Source organism: Xanthomonas sp. AC360 (assembly GCF_979258225.1).
Map to the genome: position 1 here is coordinate 3,281,972 of NZ_OZ409846.1, position 16,925 is coordinate 3,298,896.

A 16,925-nucleotide genomic window follows, 5' to 3' on the forward strand; every position below is an offset into this window, starting at 1 on the left:
GCTTGCGGTGATGCTGGCCCGGTGTTATTCGGGTGCCGCACCATGTGTGCGTCCTACAACGTGTTTTATGTGTTTCGCCCAGCAGTTTGATGCGGGTGCAATAGGGCGCGGCCGTCTATGTGCGGCCGCGCCGTGATGTAGCAGCGCACCTGGGCGCGATGGGGCTTTATCGGTAAGGCCTTGTCGCGTCCGGGTGCGCTCCTACGTTGTTGGGTTGGCTGCTGATGGCGATGCCGGCCCGGTGTTATTCCGGGTCGTAATCCAGATTCGATGCCAGCCAGCGCTCGGCCAATGCCAGCGTGATGCCCTTGCGCTTGGCGTAGTCGGCGACCTGTTCCTTGCCCAGCCGCCCGACCACGAAATACTGGCTTTTGGGATGGCTGAAGTAATACCCGGACACCGCTGCAGTGGGCAGCATCGCAAAGCTCTCGGTGAGCGACATGTCCGTGTTGCGTTCGGCATTGAGGAGATCGAACAGCGTGCGTTTTTCGCTGTGTTCCGGGCATGCGGGATAACCAGGTGCCGGGCGAATGCCGCGATAGCGTTCGGCAATCAAGGCCTCGTTGTCGAGCTCTTCGTTGTCGATGTAGCCCCAGAACTCGGTACGTACGCGCTGATGCAGGCGCTCGGCCAAAGCTTCGGCCAGGCGATCGGCCAATGCCTTGAGTAGGATCGAGTTGTAGTCGTCGTGCGCCGCTTCAAAACGCGCAACATGCGGGTCGATACCGATGCCGGCAGTGACCGCAAACCCGCCGATCCAGTCCTGCTTGCCGCTGCTCTTGGGCGCGATGAAATCGGCCAGGCAGAAGTCGGGACGGTCGACGGGTTTGTCGACTTGCTGGCGCAGGAAATGCAAGAGCTGCCGGGACTGGGGCGTCGGTATTGTGGATTGGCCGGGCTGCTGCGAATCCCCAATCCCGATTGCCGAATCCCGGTGGTCCGTCAGGATCACCTCGACATCGTCGCCCACGCTATTGGCCGGCCACAGCCCAAACACCGCCTTGGCGGTGAGCCATTTTTCGTCGACGATCTGCTTGAGCATGCGTCGCGCGTCGCGATACAGCTCGCTGGCCTGGGTGCCGACGATCTCGTCGCTGAGGATGGCCGGAAATTTGCCGGCCAGCTCCCAGGCCTGGAAGAACGGCGTCCAGTCGATCAGCTCGATCAACTCTTGCAGCGGGTAATCGTCGAATACGTGCAGGCCAGGCTGACGCGGAGTGGGCGGTGTGTAGTTAGCCCAATCGCCATCGAAACGCTGGGCGCGTGCCTTTTCCAACGACACCAGCCGTTTTGCATCGCCACGGTTGCGATGGCGTGCGCGGATCTCGGCGTAGTCCGCCTCGTTGGCAGCGACGAAGGCCTGACGCAGGTCGCGCGAGATCAGCGATTGCGCAACGCCTACCGCACGCGAGGCATCCTTCACCCAGACCGTGGGTGCGGCGTAATGCGGGTCGATCTTCAGCGCGGTATGCGCGCGCGAGGTGGTGGCGCCACCGATCAACAACGGAATCTCAAAACCCTGTCGCTGCATTTCGCGCGCCACATGCGACATTTCTTCCAGCGAGGGCGTAATCAAGCCGGACAACCCGATCAGATCCGCATTTTCTTCGCGCGCACGGTCCAGGATCACCTGCGCAGACACCATCACGCCCAGGTCCACCACGTCGAAGTTGTTGCACGCCAACACTACGCCGACGATGTTCTTGCCGATGTCGTGCACATCGCCCTTGACCGTGGCCATGATGATCTTGCCGTTGGACTTACCAACGTCGCCGGTGCGCAGTTTTTCCGCTTCGATATACGGCAGCAGATAGGCCACGGCCTTTTTCATCACGCGCGCGGATTTGACTACCTGCGGCAGGAACATCTTGCCGGCGCCGAACAGGTCGCCGACCACGTTCATGCCATCCATCAGCGGGCCTTCGATCACATCCAGCGGGCGTGTCGATTGCTGGCGCGCTTCTTCGGTGTCGGTTTCCACATAGGCATCGATGCCGTGCACCAGCGCATGCGCCAGGCGTGCACGCACCGGTTTTTCGCGCCACGCCAGGTCTTCGACCTTGGCCGCACCCTTGCTGCCTTTGTAGCGTTCGGCGATTTCTAGCAGCCGCTCGGTACCATCCTTGCGGCGATTGAGGATGACGTCTTCCACGCGCTCGCGCAGGTCCGGGTCCAGCTCGTCGTAGATCGGCATGCCACCGGCATTGACGATGCCCATGTCCATGCCGGCCTTGATCGCATGGAACAGAAACACCGAGTGAATCGCCTGACGCACCATCTCGTTGCCGCGGAAGGAGAACGACACATTCGATACGCCGCCGGAGATGTGGCAATGCGGCAGCGTGCGTTTGATTTCGCGGGTCGCCTCGATGAAGTCCACTGCGTAGTTGTCGTGCTCCTCGATGCCGGTGGCCACGGCAAAGATGTTCGGGTCGAAGATGATGTCTTCCGGTGGGAAGCCCACTTGCTCGGTCAGCACTTTGTAGGCGCGCGTGCAGATTTCTACTTTGCGTGCGCAGGTGTCGGCCTGGCCTACTTCATCGAAGGCCATGACCACGGCGGCGGCACCATAACGCAGCACCTTGCGTGCTTGTTCGATAAAGAGCGCTTCGCCTTCTTTCAGCGAAATCGAGTTGACCACGCTCTTGCCTTGCAGGCACTTCAAGCCAGCTTCGATCACCGTCCATTTGGACGAATCCACCATCACCGGAATACGCGCGATATCCGGCTCGGACATAATCAGATTGAGAAAGCGCGTCATCGCTTTTTCGGAATCGATCAGGCCCTCGTCCATGTTGACGTCGAGGATCTGCGCGCCATTGGCAACCTGCTGGCGCGCCACGTCCACGGCTTCTTCGTAACGCTCTTCCTTGATCAGCTTGCGGAATTGCGCGCTGCCGGTGACGTTGGTGCGCTCGCCGACGTTGACGAACAACAGGTCCGGCGTGATGACCAACGGTTCCAGGCCCGACAAGCGGGTGTAGCGGGGAGTGCTCATGCGATGCTCAGGCGGGCGTCGGACGTGGCGAATGTCCAGGCGAGGCGATGATGGTTGGCGGTCGGCAGGGCGCGGACCGAGAGGCCCCTCATCCGCCCTTCGGGCACCTTCTCCCGCGCGCGGGAGAAGGGAGCTTTCGTACATGTGCCGAGCAATGTGCCGTGTTTCTCCCGCGTGCGGGAGAAGGGAGCTTTCATCCACGTGCGGAGCAATGTGTCGTGCTTCTCCGGCGTGCGGGAGAAGGGAGCTTTCGTCCACGTGCGGAGCAATGTGCTGTCCTTCTCCCGCGTGCGGGAGAAGGTGGCGCGCAGCGCCGGATGAGGGCTAACGTACTGCATCACGCCGCCAGCTCCTGCGCACCCGGCAACTGTCGCGGCGGCAGATCCGCTACCGCTTCGGCAATTGCGCGGATGTGGTCCGGCGATGTACCGCAGCAACCGCCAACCAGATTCAGCAAGCCGGACTGGGCAAATTCGCGCAGCGTCTCGGCCATTTCCTCGGGCGTTTCGTCGTATTCGCCAAATGCATTCGGCAACCCGGCGTTCGGATGTGCGCTGACATAGGCGTCGGCAATCTGCGCCAGCGTTTCCACATGCGGGCGCAGATCCTTGGCGCCCAGCGCGCAATTCAGCCCCACCGACAGCGGCCGCCCGTGCGCAACCGAGGCGTAGAACGCTTCGGCAGTCTGCCCGGATAGCGTGCGACCGGACGCATCGGTAATGGTGCCGGAGACCATCACCGGCAGGCGTCCGCCGCGTGCTTCGAAGACTTCTTCGATCGCGTACAGCGCGGCCTTGGCATTGAGCGTGTCGAAGATGGTTTCCACCATCAGCGTGTCGGCGCCGCCGTCGATCAAACCTTCGACAGCCTCGCGGTAGGTTTCGCGCAATGCATCGAAACTGGTGTTGCGGTAGCCGGGATCGTTGACGTCCGGGCTGATCGACGCCGTGCGGCTGGTAGGGCCGAGCACGCCGATCACAAAGCGCGGTTTGTGCGGCGTCAGCGCCTCGACGGCATCGCAGCATTCGCGCGCCACTTGCGCGCCGGCCTTGTTCAATTCGTACACCACGTGCTCAAGGTGATAGTCGGCCTGGCTGACCGAGGTGGCGTTGAACGTGTTGGTTTCCAGTAGGTCGGCACCGGCATCCAGATAGGCGCGGTGGATGCCGGCGATGATCTCGGGGCGGGCCAGCAACAGTAGATCGTTGTTGCCCTTCAGATCGTGGCTTTCCTGCGTGTGGGCGTGATCGCAGCCCGGGCCATGCACATGCGCGCTGTCGTAGCCCTCGGCAAACCGTGTGCCGCGATAGTCGGTTTCCTGCAGATCGTGGCGCTGGATCATGGTGCCCATCGCGCCATCGATGATGAGGATGCGTTCGCGCAGCGCGGCAGTGAGCTTGGCTGCACGGTCCGGGCGCAGCCATGGCAGCGAGAACGGGATTAGGGGTTCGGAATTTGCGATTGGCAGGGATGTCATCAGCCAGTTCTCCGCGCACTCGTGCTGTTGTTTTCAACCAATCCCGATTCCCGACTTCCGACTCCCGGTTTCATCGCAATCAACGAGATCACTTCGAAATGGGGCGGGCGTTTTTCGCGCGTCACCGTCTCCAGGCTGGACACATCCAGCCCGGCTTTTCGACGAACTTGCGCAGTTCCTTGGCGGCAAACCCGAGATTGACGTGGCCATAGGCGTGCACGGCCGCGCGGTGTTCGTGTTTGGCCAGGCTGCAAAGCAGCAAGCGCCCGCCGGGGCGTAACACGCGTGCGGATTCGGCCACCGCCTGCGCCGGTTTTGCGGCATACGTCAGCGCGTGCATCAGGACCACCAGGTCGAAGCTGGCATCGGGGAAGGGCAGCGCATGCATGTCGCCTTCGCGCACTTCCACGTTGCGCAGTTTGCGCAGGCGCTCGCTGGCGGCGGCGACCACGCGTGCGCTGGTGTCGATACAGATGTAGCGGGTGGCGTGCGGGGCGACCAGTTCGGCCAGCACGCCGTCGCCGGAGGCGATGTCGAGCACGTCGCCGGTTTCCAGCAAGGGCAGTGCGGTACGCGCCAGCGCTTCCCAGGTGCGGCCGGGCGAGTAGTGCCGCTCCATGTCGCCGGCCACCGAATCGGCCCAGTTCTGGTCGGCGGCGCGGTTGGCCAACACGGCCGCCACGCGCTCGGCATCCTGGCGCAGCAGCGGGTCGTCGCTGCCGGTGCTCAGCGCCAGCCACAGCGCACGCTGGGCCGGGTCCAGCGACACTTCGTCGAAGCGGTAATACGCCGACACGCCAGCGCGGCGGTCGCGCACCAGCCCGGCTTCCTTGAGCTTGGCCAGATGGGTGGACACGCGCGGCTGGGCCAGACGGGTGATGGCCGACAGCTCGGCCACGGTGAGTTCTTCCTGTTCCAGCAGCGCCAGCAGGCGTACCCGGGTGGCGTCGGCAAACACTTTCAGGCGCGCCGACCAGTCTTCCAGATCCATGAATATCTCTATATCGCGATATGGAGATATTTTCGGCCCGGCGGGGTGTGGGGTCAACTACATACGCATGCGAATGGTTGTGGCTACAATGGCCGCTCAGTCAATAACCGGAAGGGGTCGAACGTGGATTTCAGCTTTACCGAAGAGCAACTGATGATCCAGGACGTGGCCCGCCGGATCGCCCAGGAAAAGATCGCCCCCAGCGCCGAACAGTTCGATCGCAGTGGCGAGTTCCCGCTGGAAAACATCCGGCTGCTGGGCGAAAACGGCCTGATGGGCATCGAAGTGCCGGCCGAGTACGGCGGTGCCGACATGGACCCGATCAGCTACGCGCTGGCGATGATCGAGATCGCGGCCGGCGACGGCGCGCACTCCACCATCATGTCGGTCAACAACTCGCTGTTCTGCACCGGCATCCTGAAAAACGGCAGCGAGGCGCAGAAGCAGCTGTACGTGCGCGCGATTGCCGAAGGCACGCATATCGGCGCATTTGCGCTGACCGAACCGCAGTCCGGCTCGGATGCATCGGCGATGCGCTGCCGCGCGGTCAAGCAGAGCGATGGCAGCTTTGTCATCAACGGCAAGAAGAGCTGGATCACCTCCGGCCCGGTGGCCAAGTACATCGTGTTGTTTGCGGTGACCGAGCCTGACAAGGGCTCGCGCGGCATTACTGCTTTTATGGTCGATACCGACAAGCCGGGCTTTCATCGCGGCAAGACCGAGCCCAAGCTGGGCATTCGCGCCTCGGCCACTTGCGAGATCGAGTTCGCCGACTATGTGGCGCAGCCGGACGAGGTGCTGGGCGTGGAAGGCGAAGGCTTCAAGACCGCGATGAGCGTGCTCGATGCCGGGCGCATCGGGATTGCCTCGCAAGCGGTCGGCATTGCGCGCGCCGCGTATGAAGCCACGCTTGCATATGTAAAGGAGCGTAAGGCCTTCGGCGCGGCCATCGGCACCTTCCAGATGACCCAGGCCAAGATCGCCGACATGAAGTGCAAGCTGGATGCGGCGTTGCTGTTGACGCTGCGTGCGGCCTGGCTCAAGGGGCAGGGCAAGAAGTTCGGCACCGAAGCGGCGGTCGCCAAGCTCACCGCCTCGGAGGCGGCAATGTGGATCACCCACCAGGCAGTGCAGATCCACGGCGGCATGGGTTACTCGAAAGAGATGCCGCTGGAGCGCTACTTTCGCGATGCCAAGATCACGGAAATCTACGAAGGAACGTCTGAAATTCAACGCCTGGTGATCGCGCGCGGGGAAACCGGGCTGCGCTGAGGTCGTCCGCACTCCAGCGCTGCCGCAGCTGCGGCAACGCTGGAGCGCTCTCCGCGATGCGGCTTTGCGCGCTATCGAGAGCAGCAAGATCTATCCAGGCGACAGGCAGATCCATCTGCCTTCACTTGCTTGCGGGGAGACATGCCTCGTAGGCGGATGGGCCCGCATAGGGCCCTCATCCGGCGCTGCGCGCCACCTTCTCCCGCAGGCGGGAGAAGGGAGTGTCGCGTCGGTGCATCGTTAGTCCTACCTCGACAGTGGGGCGGAAAGGGCGCGCGCTTGTCTGATTAGCTTGTGAGGTGCCAACGGCGCAGCCCACAATCGGAATTCCTCCGATCCTTCCTGTCACGCATGCTCACGTTTCCCTCCCTGTTTCGCGGTCGTATCCGGCCGCTTGCTGCGATTGGCCTTGGCATGTCGTGGTGCCTGCTGATGCTGACTGCGCTTGCGCAAACGCCATCTCCCTCGATTGTGCCGACCGACCGCCTGCAGGAGCCGTGGTGGGCCCAGCGCCACGCGCAGGTGCTGGAGCAGGTCAAACAGCATCCTGAGACGAAGCTGCTGTTGATTGGCGATTCCATCACGCAAAACTACGAAAAATCCAAGGTACCCGACGAAGACTTTCAGCACACCTGGCAGACCTTCTACGGCAGCCGCGGCGCGCTCAATTTGGGCTTCAGTGGTGATGGCACCGAAAACGTGCTGTGGCGGCTGGCCAATGGCGAAGTGGATGGCCTGCAGCCCAAGGTTGCGCTGGTGCTGATTGGCGCCAATAACACCGGCCACCTCGGCCAGAGTGCAGAGCAGACCCAGCTCGGCATCGACGCGGTAATCGCGGCGATCGAACAAAAGCTGCCGCGCACGCACATCCTGCTGTTGAGTGTGCTACCCAGCGCGATTTCCGGCGAAAAATCGCGTCGCGATGCGCAGATCAACCAGGGTCTGGCAGTGCGCTACGGCGACAACCCGCGTGTGACCTATCTGGATGTGAGCTCGGTGTTCCAGCGCGACGGCAAGCTGCGCACCGAGTTGTTCTACGACACGCGCTTTCGTCCAGCGGCCGGTGCATTGCATCCGGATACGCAGGGCCAGCGCATGCTGGCCGAGGCGATCGAGCCGACCCTGGCGCGCCTGCTGGGTGAAGCGCCGGTCAAGCCGGTGGCCGAACTCGGCCGCGATGCCGCCACCGCGTTGATGCCGGTCGATTGGCTGGAGCAGGATTCCTACGATTGGTACGCACGCCATCATGCCGCGCTTGCTGCCGCGCGCAGTTTGAAGCCGGAGGTGGTGATGATTGGCGATTCGATCACCCACTTCTGGTCTGGCCCGCCGCATGCCACGCGCGTCAGTGGGTCGCGGTCCTGGCAGTGGCTGTACGGCAAGCGGCCGGTGTTGAATCTGGGTTTTGGTTGGGACCGCACGCAGAACGTGTTGTGGCGCATCCGCCAGGGCGAGCTCGACGGCCTCGAGCCGCGTTGGGTGGTGCTGCACATCGGCACCAACAATCTCACCGGCACCGCGCAATCGCGTGCGAGCACGCCGGCCGAAACCGCGCAGGGCGTCGATGCCATCGTGCGCGAAGTACGCACACGCATGCCAAACAGCAAGTTGATTTTGATGGCGATCATGCCGCGCGGCCGCACTGCTAGCGATCCGCAACGCGGCCCGATTGCCGAAACCAACCGCCTGCTGCGCGCACGCTACGCGGCCGACCCATCGGTACGCTTGGTCGATATCGGCAAGCAGCTGCTGCAGCCCGATGGCAGCCTGCCGGAGGCGCTGATGCCCGACGGCACGCATCCCAGCGAAGCCGGTTACAGGATCTGGGCGCAGGCCCTGCGCGATGCTGGAATAACGGCCGCTCCGTAGGACGGCCACCACGGCGGCGCCCGCCAGGCAGGTGGGGGCTGTCGTGTCGTTTCGAAGTCTTGGTATTCGACCGTGGTGCACCGTGCGCCGTAGGTATGGGCAGCGACGAGTTGGTCGTCGCGCTGATCGGCGGTCGTGATGGAGTGGAGCGCAAGGCCGCGTAGGCGTCGCGATCATCCGATCACGTCGACGGATCAATCGGCGGAGCACAGCTAATCAAATGTCTGCACTCACCACCCGGCGGGCGCGGCCGGTGCCCGGAGCTGGCACTTAGCAATCGTCCATTGCGATTTTGAGTGCGCCATCGACACCCGGCGGACGACTGCTCGCTAAGTTTTCTTAGCGGCCTGAATCACCTCATCGACCCTCAACCGCAGCGCCCGCATTTTCAAACCCCAGAAACCAGAAGACCCCCGATTGCTCGGAGGTCTTTTTAAACTGGTGCCCAGAAGAGGACTCGAACCTCCACGAAGTTGCCCCCGCTAGCACCTGAAGCTAGTGCGTCTACCAATTCCGCCACCTGGGCAGGTGAGCCGCGAATTTTGCAGACTCCTGGCGAGGTTGTCAACGGGTGATGTGTAGCAATCGCCAACGGCCTGGCTGGCCTTGCCGCCCATGTCAGGACCGCAGGGGTTACCATTAGGGTAATGACAAAGAAAAATACCCCCGATTCCGACCGGCCCAGCCGCCGCAAATCCGCCAGCCCGGGCGAGTCCACCACCGCCGAGCAACAGAAACTGCCAGGCTGGATGCCGGACTTCCTGGTCCGCGCTGCGGCAGGTGCGTCCACCAAATCCGCCAACAAGCGCGCTGCGGCAAAGGCGTCGTCCGATCAGCCGGCACCTCCGGTCGAGCCTGCTGCGCCCCGCGCGCCGCATCCACGCAAGAGCGGTCCGCCCGCGCCGCCACCGGAACGTTTCCAGAAAGACACCGTCCTGGCTATCGCCAACACCGTTGCCGTCGCCGACACCGGATTCAAGGACCCGCATGCCGACCGCGAGGCATTGCGTTACGCCGAGCCGATCGCCAGCCGCGAGGCCATCCTGCAGCTGCTGGAAGCCTGCGACGGCCCGCAGACCGCCGAAGAGATCGCCGAGCAGCTCGGCCTGAGCGACCGCATCGACGCGCTGGGCAAGCGCCTGGCGGCAATGGTGCGCGAAGCGCAGTTGGTGCAGAACCGCCGTGGCGGCTACGCGCCGGTACAGCAGACCAGCCTGATCGCCGGCGTGGTGATCGCCAATCCGGAAGGCTTCGGTTTCCTCAAGCCGGACGAGGGCGGTGACGACCTGTTCCTGCCGCCGTTCGAAATGCGCAAGGTGATGCACGGCGACCGTGCATTGGCCAACGTCACCGGCATCGACCGCCGTGGCCGCCGCGAAGGCGCCATCGCACGCGTGCTGGAACGGCGCATGTCGCGCATGATCGGGCGCTTTTTCTACGAGCACGGCGTGGCCTACGTCGACCCGGACGACAAGCGCGTGCAACGCAACGTGCAGATTGCGCCGGACGGCATTGGCGAGGCACGCGAGGGGCAGTTGGTGGTGTGCGAACTGATCGCCCCGCCGGACGCCCGCCGCCCGGCCATCGGCAAGATCATCGCGGTGCTGGGCGACAAGCTGACGCCGTCGCTGGTGGTGGAAATGGCCATCCATGGTCATGAGCTGCCGCACGAATTCCCGCAGGAAGTGCTGGACCAAGCGGCCGCCGTGCCGTTGGTGGTCGAGCCGCAGATGATCGGTGGGCGTGTGGATCTGCGGCAGATGCCGCTGGTCACCATCGACGGCGAAGACGCCAAGGATTTCGACGACGCGGTGTATTGCGAACCCAATGCCGACGGTTTCCGTCTGGTGGTGGCGATCGCCGACGTGTCCAACTATGTGCGTCCCGGCACGCCGCTGGATGACGAAGCGCAAAAGCGCGCCACCTCGGTGTATTTCCCGGGATTTGTGGTGCCGATGTTGCCGGAAACCCTGTCCAACGGCATCTGCTCGCTGATGCCCAAGGTCGACCGCATGTGCTTTGTCTGCGACATGCAGGTGGGCCGCGATGGCGAAGTGACCGGCTCGCGTTTTTACGAAGCGGTGATGAACTCGCATGCGCGACTGACCTATAACCAGGTCTGGAAGGCGGTTGGCGAAGACGATGCCGATACCAAGGCGTTTATCGGCCCGTTGTTGCCGCAGGTGCAGCGTCTGCATCAGCTGTACAACGTGTTGTCGAAGGCGCGGACGCATCGCGGTGCAATCGAGTTCGAAACCTCCGAAGTGCGCTTTGTGCTCGACAACACCGGTGAGGTCACCCAGGCCGGCATGCTGGTGCGTAACGACGCACACAAGCTGATCGAAGAATGCATGATCGCCGCCAACGTGGAAGCCGCGCGCTATCTGCTGGGCGTGCATGTGCCTGCGCCGTATCGCGTGCACGAGCGGCCGCCGGAGAGCAAGTACGAAGACCTGCTGGAGTTCCTCAAGGAGTTCCAGCTCAGCCTGCCGGCGTGGAGCAAGGTGCGCCCGGGCGATTACACCAAGCTGCTGAAGAAGGTGCGTGTGCGCCCGGATGCCGCGCTGCTGGAATCGGTGCTGCTGCGCAGCCAGAGCCTGGCGGTGTATTCGCCCGACAACAACGGTCACTTCGGTTTGGCGTTGGAGGCGTATGCGCACTTCACCTCGCCGATCCGCCGCTACCCGGATCTGCTGGTGCATCGCGCGATCAAGCACGCCCTGACCGGCGCCAGCCCGGAGAAATTCATCTACACGCCGCGGCAGATGTCGGCCTTGTCGCTGCAATGCTCCGAGCGTGGACGCCGTGCTGATGAGGCCGAGCGCGAAGTGGACGAGCGTTATCGCGCCGCCTGGATGGAAAAGCATGTCGGCGGCCAGTTCGATGGCGTGATCAGCGGCGTGACCGGCTTCGGCCTGTTCGTGGAGCTGACCCAGTCCAAGGTCAATGGCCTGGTGCATGTCACCCAGTTGCCGCAGGACTATTACCAGTTCGATCCGATCCGCAAAACGCTCAGCGGCGAGCGCCGTGGTCGTGAGTTCCGTCTGGGCGACCCGGTACGCGTGCTCGTGCTCAAGGCCAGCATGGAAGAACGCAAGATCGATTTCCGTTTGGCAGAGGATGGTGCGCCTGCCGAAGCACCGCTGCCGCCGCGCGAGAAGCCGGCCAAGCGCAAGAAAAAGTCGTATTGATACTGGATGCATGGTGTTGCGGGCGGCCGGAATGGCTGCCCGCAGTACATTGCGTCGGCAAGTGCGTCGTGAGTGCCGCCGCATACCGTGATGACGCGGTGGCTTGCATAACACGCTGATCTGCGAGGCAAACGATGCGCACATCCTCCGAATACAGCGGTGGCTGCCAATGCGGCGCCGTGCGCTTTCATGTGCGCGGCGTGCTGGACGACGCATCGATCTGTCATTGCCGCATGTGTCAGAAAGCCTTCGGGGCGTATTACGCGCCACTGGTGTCGGTGCGTGGCACCGAGTTCCGCTGGACCCGTGGCGAGCCCAAGCGCTTTGCCTCCTCGTCAGTGGTACAGCGCGGCTTTTGCGCCGAGTGCGGGACGCCATTGACCTATGAAGCGCCTGACGGCGTGGCAATTGCGGCAGGTGCATTCGATACACCGGAGCGGTTGCCTCCGCACATTCAGTACGCGGTGGAGTGCAAGTTGCCGTTCGTCGATACCCTGGCGCAGCTGCCGACACGCCCGAGTGAGAATGACGCTGCTGCATTGGCGTTTCAGGCCGCGCTCGTCTCGCATCAGCATCCGGATCACGACACCGATCGGTGGCCGGCGTAAGTAGCGATGTTGCTTCGCAATGCAGGTCATTGCTGTCTTCAATCATGTTGATGTCGGTGCGTTGCGGCGTGTTGCCGAGGTCGGCGCGATACGCGGTCAAGGACCTGTCCATAGCGGTTCACGCGACGCGAAGATATCCGGCGTACCGATACATTTGCGGCATGTCCACTGCAGCCAGCGGCGCATGACTCCGCCAGCTGCCCGTGGCATTGCGGCACGACCTTGGCCCGATTTCTCAGGCGATCCTTGCCCCGGCCGTGACGTAGCAGGCCGCAGGCCCTACCATTCCCCCTCATTTCTTCGTATGCCCGCGCAATGAGCAAGCAAAACCAGTGGATCGTCGGCGTCAACGCTGTCGCCTCGTCCGTCGAGAACGACGCCGACAACGTGCGCGAGGTCTTGATCGAGGCCGGTAGCAAGAACCCGCGTCTGACCGAGATCGAAGAACAGGCGCGCCGCAAGGGGATCGACGTGCGCCGGGTCAACACCCAGGCACTGGACGGTGTGGGCGGGCAGGTACGCCACCAAGGTGTTGCCGCACGCTACGCCGCCGCACGACTGTGGGCGGAGAACGAACTGGAAGGTCTGGTCGAGGCTGCGCAAGGTCGCGCGCTGGTGCTGGTGCTCGACGGCGTGCAGGACCCGCACAACCTCGGTGCGTGTCTGCGCAGCGCCGCGGCCGCAGGCGCCACTGCGGTGGTCATCCCCAAGGACAAGTCGGCCACGGTGAATGCGACCGTGCGCAAGACCTCGGCCGGCGCCGCCGACCGCATCCCGGTGGTGGCGGTGACCAATCTGGCACGCTGCCTGCGCGACCTGCAGAAGCAGGGTGTGTGGCTGTACGGCCTGGCCGGCGAGGCCGAGGCGTCGTTGTACAGCGTCGACCTGCGCGGCAATGTCGGGCTGGTGCTGGGCGGTGAGGCCGACGGTCTGCGCCGTCTGACCCGCGAGCATTGCGATGGTCTGGTCAAGATTCCAATGCCGGGCGATATCGAAAGCCTCAATGTGTCGGTCGCAACCGGCGTGACCCTGTTCGAGGTCGTGCGCCAGCGCCTGGGTGCCTGAGCGATGCGGGACGGAGGCGCGCGATCACGCGCTGCCTTCAGCATGCAATAGGAACGCAGCGCACATGCAGGCATAGCGCAATCTGCGCAGATTGCGACGCTGCGCTTGGCAACGAAGTGCTGTCGATGGCGCGTACGACGCCGCAGCTGCAAGGCTTTCGGCGTCAGCCAGCGCGAACGATCAGCGCCCGCGTCACTTTTTCCCTACCATATCGTCAGCAAACGGCGTGTTGTGTCTGATGAAACTTGGGGTGGGCGCCTGCGGTACGGGCGAGAACAGAGACGCCGGCAAGGCGTCGGCACGATGGCATGGGCAGTGGCGGCGCTGGCTCGGCGCTGGCGTCTGCATGCTGTTGGCGTTGTGTTCGCTGACGGCGATCGCCGCACCTATCGGGACCGCGCGACTACGCGACTACGCCATCGACAGCTGGAGTTCGCGCAGCGGCCTGCCGCACAACTCGCTGCGCGATATCGCCCAGACCCGCGACGGCTACCTGTGGTTCGCCACCTGGGAAGGCCTGGTGCGCTACAACGGCCTGGAATTCAACGTCATCGATCGCAGCACGCGACCGGGTCTGCCCGATAACGGCGTCGGCGCCTTGTACGTGGATCGCGATGGCGCGCTGTGGCTGAGCGATACGCGCGGCAATCTGGTGCGTCACGGCGCCGATGGGCAGTGGCGGCAGTGGCAGCGCAAGGGCCAGTGGCCGCAGGCGTTGATCCACGCGATGACCATGGATGCGGACGGCCGGATGTGGCTGCTGTTCGAAGGCCACGGGCTGGGGTGCCTGTGGCCGGATGGACGTTTCGACTATTTTCCGCCGCGCGATGGCGTGCCGCTGCAGAGTAGCTTCCCGCGCATGGTGTTCGACGGGCAGGGCCGCTTGCTGATCGGTACGCTGGACGGGCTGATCTATCGCGAACCGGACGGGCGCATGCATCGTGCGCCAGCGTCATTCGGCCTGCCGCCGGGCCTAGCGTGGCCGTATCGCGCGCCGGACGGCACGGTGTGGATGGTCGCAGGTGAGCAGCTGTATCGCTTGCACGACGAGCGCGCCGAGTTGGTGCATCGGCTGCCCGGGCAGGGCCACTTCACTGCGATGCTGCAGGATCGCAATGGCGATCTGTGGCTGGGTAGCGAAAACCAGGGCCTGTTACGGATCGGCAGCCACGGGGTAGAGCATTTGCCGGCAGGCCGCAGCCTGCCCACCGGGCGCATCGTCAGCCTGCGCGAGGATGCGGAAGGCAGCATCTGGGTCGGCGCCAACGGTGGCCTGTTCCGATTACGCGAGACCTTGTTCAGCAGCTACAGCCAGCGCGACGGGTTGAGCGGCGACTATGCCCGCGCAGTACTCGAAGATCGCGACGGCAGTCTGTGGATCGCCAGCACCGCCGGTCTGGACCGCATGCTGCCGGACGGCAGGATCATGCCGGTTCCTGTGGCGACCCCGTCGGGACGCCGGCTGTCGGTGCTCAGTCTGGCGCTCGATCGGCATGGCGACCTGTGGGTGGGCACCTATGCCGACGGTGTGTTCGTGCTGCGCGATGGTCGCGTGCTGCAGCACTACGGCGAGGCGGACGGCATCCCCAGTGGCCATATCCGCGCCATCGTGATCGATGCGCACGCTGCGGTGTGGCTGGCCACTCAGCGCGGCGTGGTGCAGCTGGTGGACGGCAAGCGCGTGCCGGTGGCGATCGATGGGCTGCCCGGTGGCGTGGTGACTGCCTTGGCCAGCATCGACGGCGCGCTGTGGATCGGCTCGGTCGATGGTGCGGCGGTGTTGCGCGACGGCACGCTGCAGCAACTGGACCTGGAACGCCTGGGTGGTGCGCGCAGCGTGTTCGGCTTCCAGCCGATTGGCGATGCGGTGTGGATCTCCACCGATCGCGGTCTGTATCGCGTGCGCGGCGGCACGCTTGCGCGCGTGGGTCTGGAGCAGGGCATGCCGGTGGATACGGTGTTCCAGCTCGTCGACGATCGGCGGGGCAACGCATGGATCAGCAGCAATCGCGGCGTGCTGCGCACCGCGTTCGCTGCGCTTGATGCGGTGGCCGATGGACGCGGCACGCTGGACATCGAGCGCTACGGCGAGATCGACGGCATGGGCAACGCGCAGGCCAATGGCAGCTCCGGCCCCAGCATGATCGCGCGTGCCGATGGCTCGGTTTGGGTGGTCACCGCCGGTGGTGTGAGCACGGTGGACCCGGCACGCTTGCAGCGGTTTCGCGAGCGACGCCCACCGCCGCCGCTGATCGAAAGCGTGCAACAGGACGGCCGCCCGCTGGCCTGGCGCCAACAAGCGCAGCTACCCGGCGGCGACCGGCTCAATGTCTCGTATGTGGGCATGAGTTTTCTGCTGTCCGAGCGTATCGAATACCGCACCCGTCTGGACGGCCTGGACAACGTGTGGATTGCGCGTGGCCGGCAGCGCAGCGTGGAGTTCATCGGCCTGCCGCCGGGGCACTACACCCTGCGGGTGGCGGCCCGTCATCCGGGCGGTGCCTGGAGCCCGCGGGAGGCGCGCTGGACCTTCGACGTGCTGCCGCTGTGGTGGCAACGCCACGATGTGCGGTTTGCTGCGGTGCTGGCCGCGATTCTTGCCCTGGCCTTGCTGTATCGGGCGCTGCTGCATCGCTACAGAACTCACAGCGCCCGCCTGGCCGAACTGGTGCGCAAGCGTACGCAGGATCTGCAGCTGCAGGCGCAGCGCCTGCTGCAGGCCAATCAGGAAAAGAGCGAGTTGTTGACGCGGCTGCGTATCAAGTCCGATGTGTTCGAGCGCCAGGCGCACGAGGACGCACTGACCGGTTTGCCCAACCGTCGCCACTTCGACGAAGCGCTGGCGCGCGACATCAGCCGCGCACGTCGCAGTGGCCGGCCGTTGGTGCTGGCGATCCTGGATATCGATCATTTCAAGCGCATCAACGACCGTTACTCGCACGCCATTGGCGACGCGGTACTGCACGATGTCGGCGAGCTGCTGACCGCAGCCGCACGTGCCTCGGATCTGCCCGCGCGTCTGGGCGGCGAAGAGTTCGCCCTGCTGTTGGCCGACACCACACTGGACGATGCACAGGCGCTCTGCGAGCGCATTCGCATGCTGTTCCATGCGCGCAGCGATTGGGGCGGCGTGGACGGGCTGCAGGTGACCTTCAGCGCCGGCGTGTCGGAGTTGCGCGACGACGACACCGGCTCATCGTTGATGCAGCGCGCCGATCACGCGTTGTACGAAGCCAAGAGCGCAGGGCGCGACCGGATCTGTGCTGGTTAGAGCTGGGATTGGGGAATCGGGAATCGGGAATCGGGAATCGTAAAAGCACGGTGGCTGGTGCTTTTCTGCTCCTGCAGGGCGGCTGGGAAATACGAAGGCCCTAACCGTACGCCCCGGCAAGGCTGCATGCGGTTATGCGGTGCGCAGTAGTTGCTCTGTTGCTGCCGCACCCGGCTGATCTTT

General features: G+C 64.2%; 9 protein-coding genes, 1 tRNA gene and 1 pseudogene. 6 read left to right on the plus strand and 5 right to left on the minus strand.

All coding sequences use genetic code 11. The annotated features are described in order from the left end of the window. Nucleotides 1–244: 244 nt before the first annotated feature. From metH to ACZZ0O_RS14250, 4 genes and pseudogenes are all read right to left on the minus strand, one after another. A complete protein-coding gene (gene metH / locus ACZZ0O_RS14235) occupies nt 245–2,998 on the minus strand; it encodes a methionine synthase (protein ID WP_323517167.1) in 2,754 nt (917 codons plus the stop codon). Next, nucleotides 2,995–3,339, minus strand: a complete 345-nt coding sequence (locus ACZZ0O_RS14240) for a hypothetical protein (RefSeq protein WP_463591074.1) — start codon at nt 3,337–3,339, stop codon at nt 2,995–2,997. Before ACZZ0O_RS14240 ends, metH begins: the two co-directional genes overlap by 4 nt. Continuing rightward, nucleotides 3,336–4,475 (minus strand): homocysteine S-methyltransferase family protein, encoded by a 1,140-nt coding sequence (locus ACZZ0O_RS14245; protein ID WP_463591075.1) that lies wholly within the window; start codon nt 4,473–4,475, stop codon nt 3,336–3,338. Before ACZZ0O_RS14245 ends, ACZZ0O_RS14240 begins: the two co-directional genes overlap by 4 nt. Further along, nucleotides 4,475–5,466, minus strand: a pseudogene (locus tag ACZZ0O_RS14250) (ArsR/SmtB family transcription factor). The gene ACZZ0O_RS14245 and the pseudogene ACZZ0O_RS14250 overlap by 1 nt, the downstream one beginning before the upstream one ends. A gap of 153 nt (nt 5,467–5,619) precedes the next feature. Here ACZZ0O_RS14250 and ACZZ0O_RS14255 point away from each other — a divergent pair. Further along, nucleotides 5,620–6,738, plus strand: a complete 1,119-nt coding sequence (locus ACZZ0O_RS14255; protein ID WP_463592454.1) for an acyl-CoA dehydrogenase family protein — start codon at nt 5,620–5,622, stop codon at nt 6,736–6,738. A gap of 414 nt (nt 6,739–7,152) precedes the next feature. Then, the gene (locus tag ACZZ0O_RS14260) at nt 7,153–8,607 is read left to right on the plus strand and encodes a platelet-activating factor acetylhydrolase IB subunit (RefSeq protein ID WP_463591076.1); all 1,455 of its coding nucleotides are present in this window, start codon (nt 7,153–7,155) and stop codon (nt 8,605–8,607) included. Between the two features lie 439 nt (nt 8,608–9,046). Here the strand turns inward: ACZZ0O_RS14260 and ACZZ0O_RS14265 are convergent. Next, nucleotides 9,047–9,133 (minus strand) — tRNA-Leu (locus ACZZ0O_RS14265). A 121-nt stretch (nt 9,134–9,254) separates the two neighbouring features. Here ACZZ0O_RS14265 and rnr point away from each other — a divergent pair. From rnr to ACZZ0O_RS14285, 4 genes are all read left to right on the plus strand, one after another. Further along, nucleotides 9,255–11,798, plus strand: a complete 2,544-nt coding sequence (rnr, locus tag ACZZ0O_RS14270; protein WP_463591077.1) for a ribonuclease R — start codon at nt 9,255–9,257, stop codon at nt 11,796–11,798. A 134-nt stretch (nt 11,799–11,932) separates the two neighbouring features. Then, complete coding sequence (locus ACZZ0O_RS14275) at nt 11,933–12,406, plus strand: GFA family protein (RefSeq protein ID WP_463591078.1); 474 nt, start codon at nt 11,933–11,935, stop codon at nt 12,404–12,406. Between the two features lie 315 nt (nt 12,407–12,721). Continuing rightward, nucleotides 12,722–13,471, plus strand: coding sequence for a 23S rRNA (guanosine(2251)-2'-O)-methyltransferase RlmB (rlmB, locus tag ACZZ0O_RS14280; protein WP_055844774.1), 750 nt, complete (start codon nt 12,722–12,724; stop codon nt 13,469–13,471). Between the two features lie 238 nt (nt 13,472–13,709). After that, nucleotides 13,710–16,742, plus strand: a complete 3,033-nt coding sequence (locus ACZZ0O_RS14285; RefSeq protein ID WP_463592455.1) for a diguanylate cyclase domain-containing protein — start codon at nt 13,710–13,712, stop codon at nt 16,740–16,742. Nucleotides 16,743–16,925: the final 183 nt, after the last annotated feature.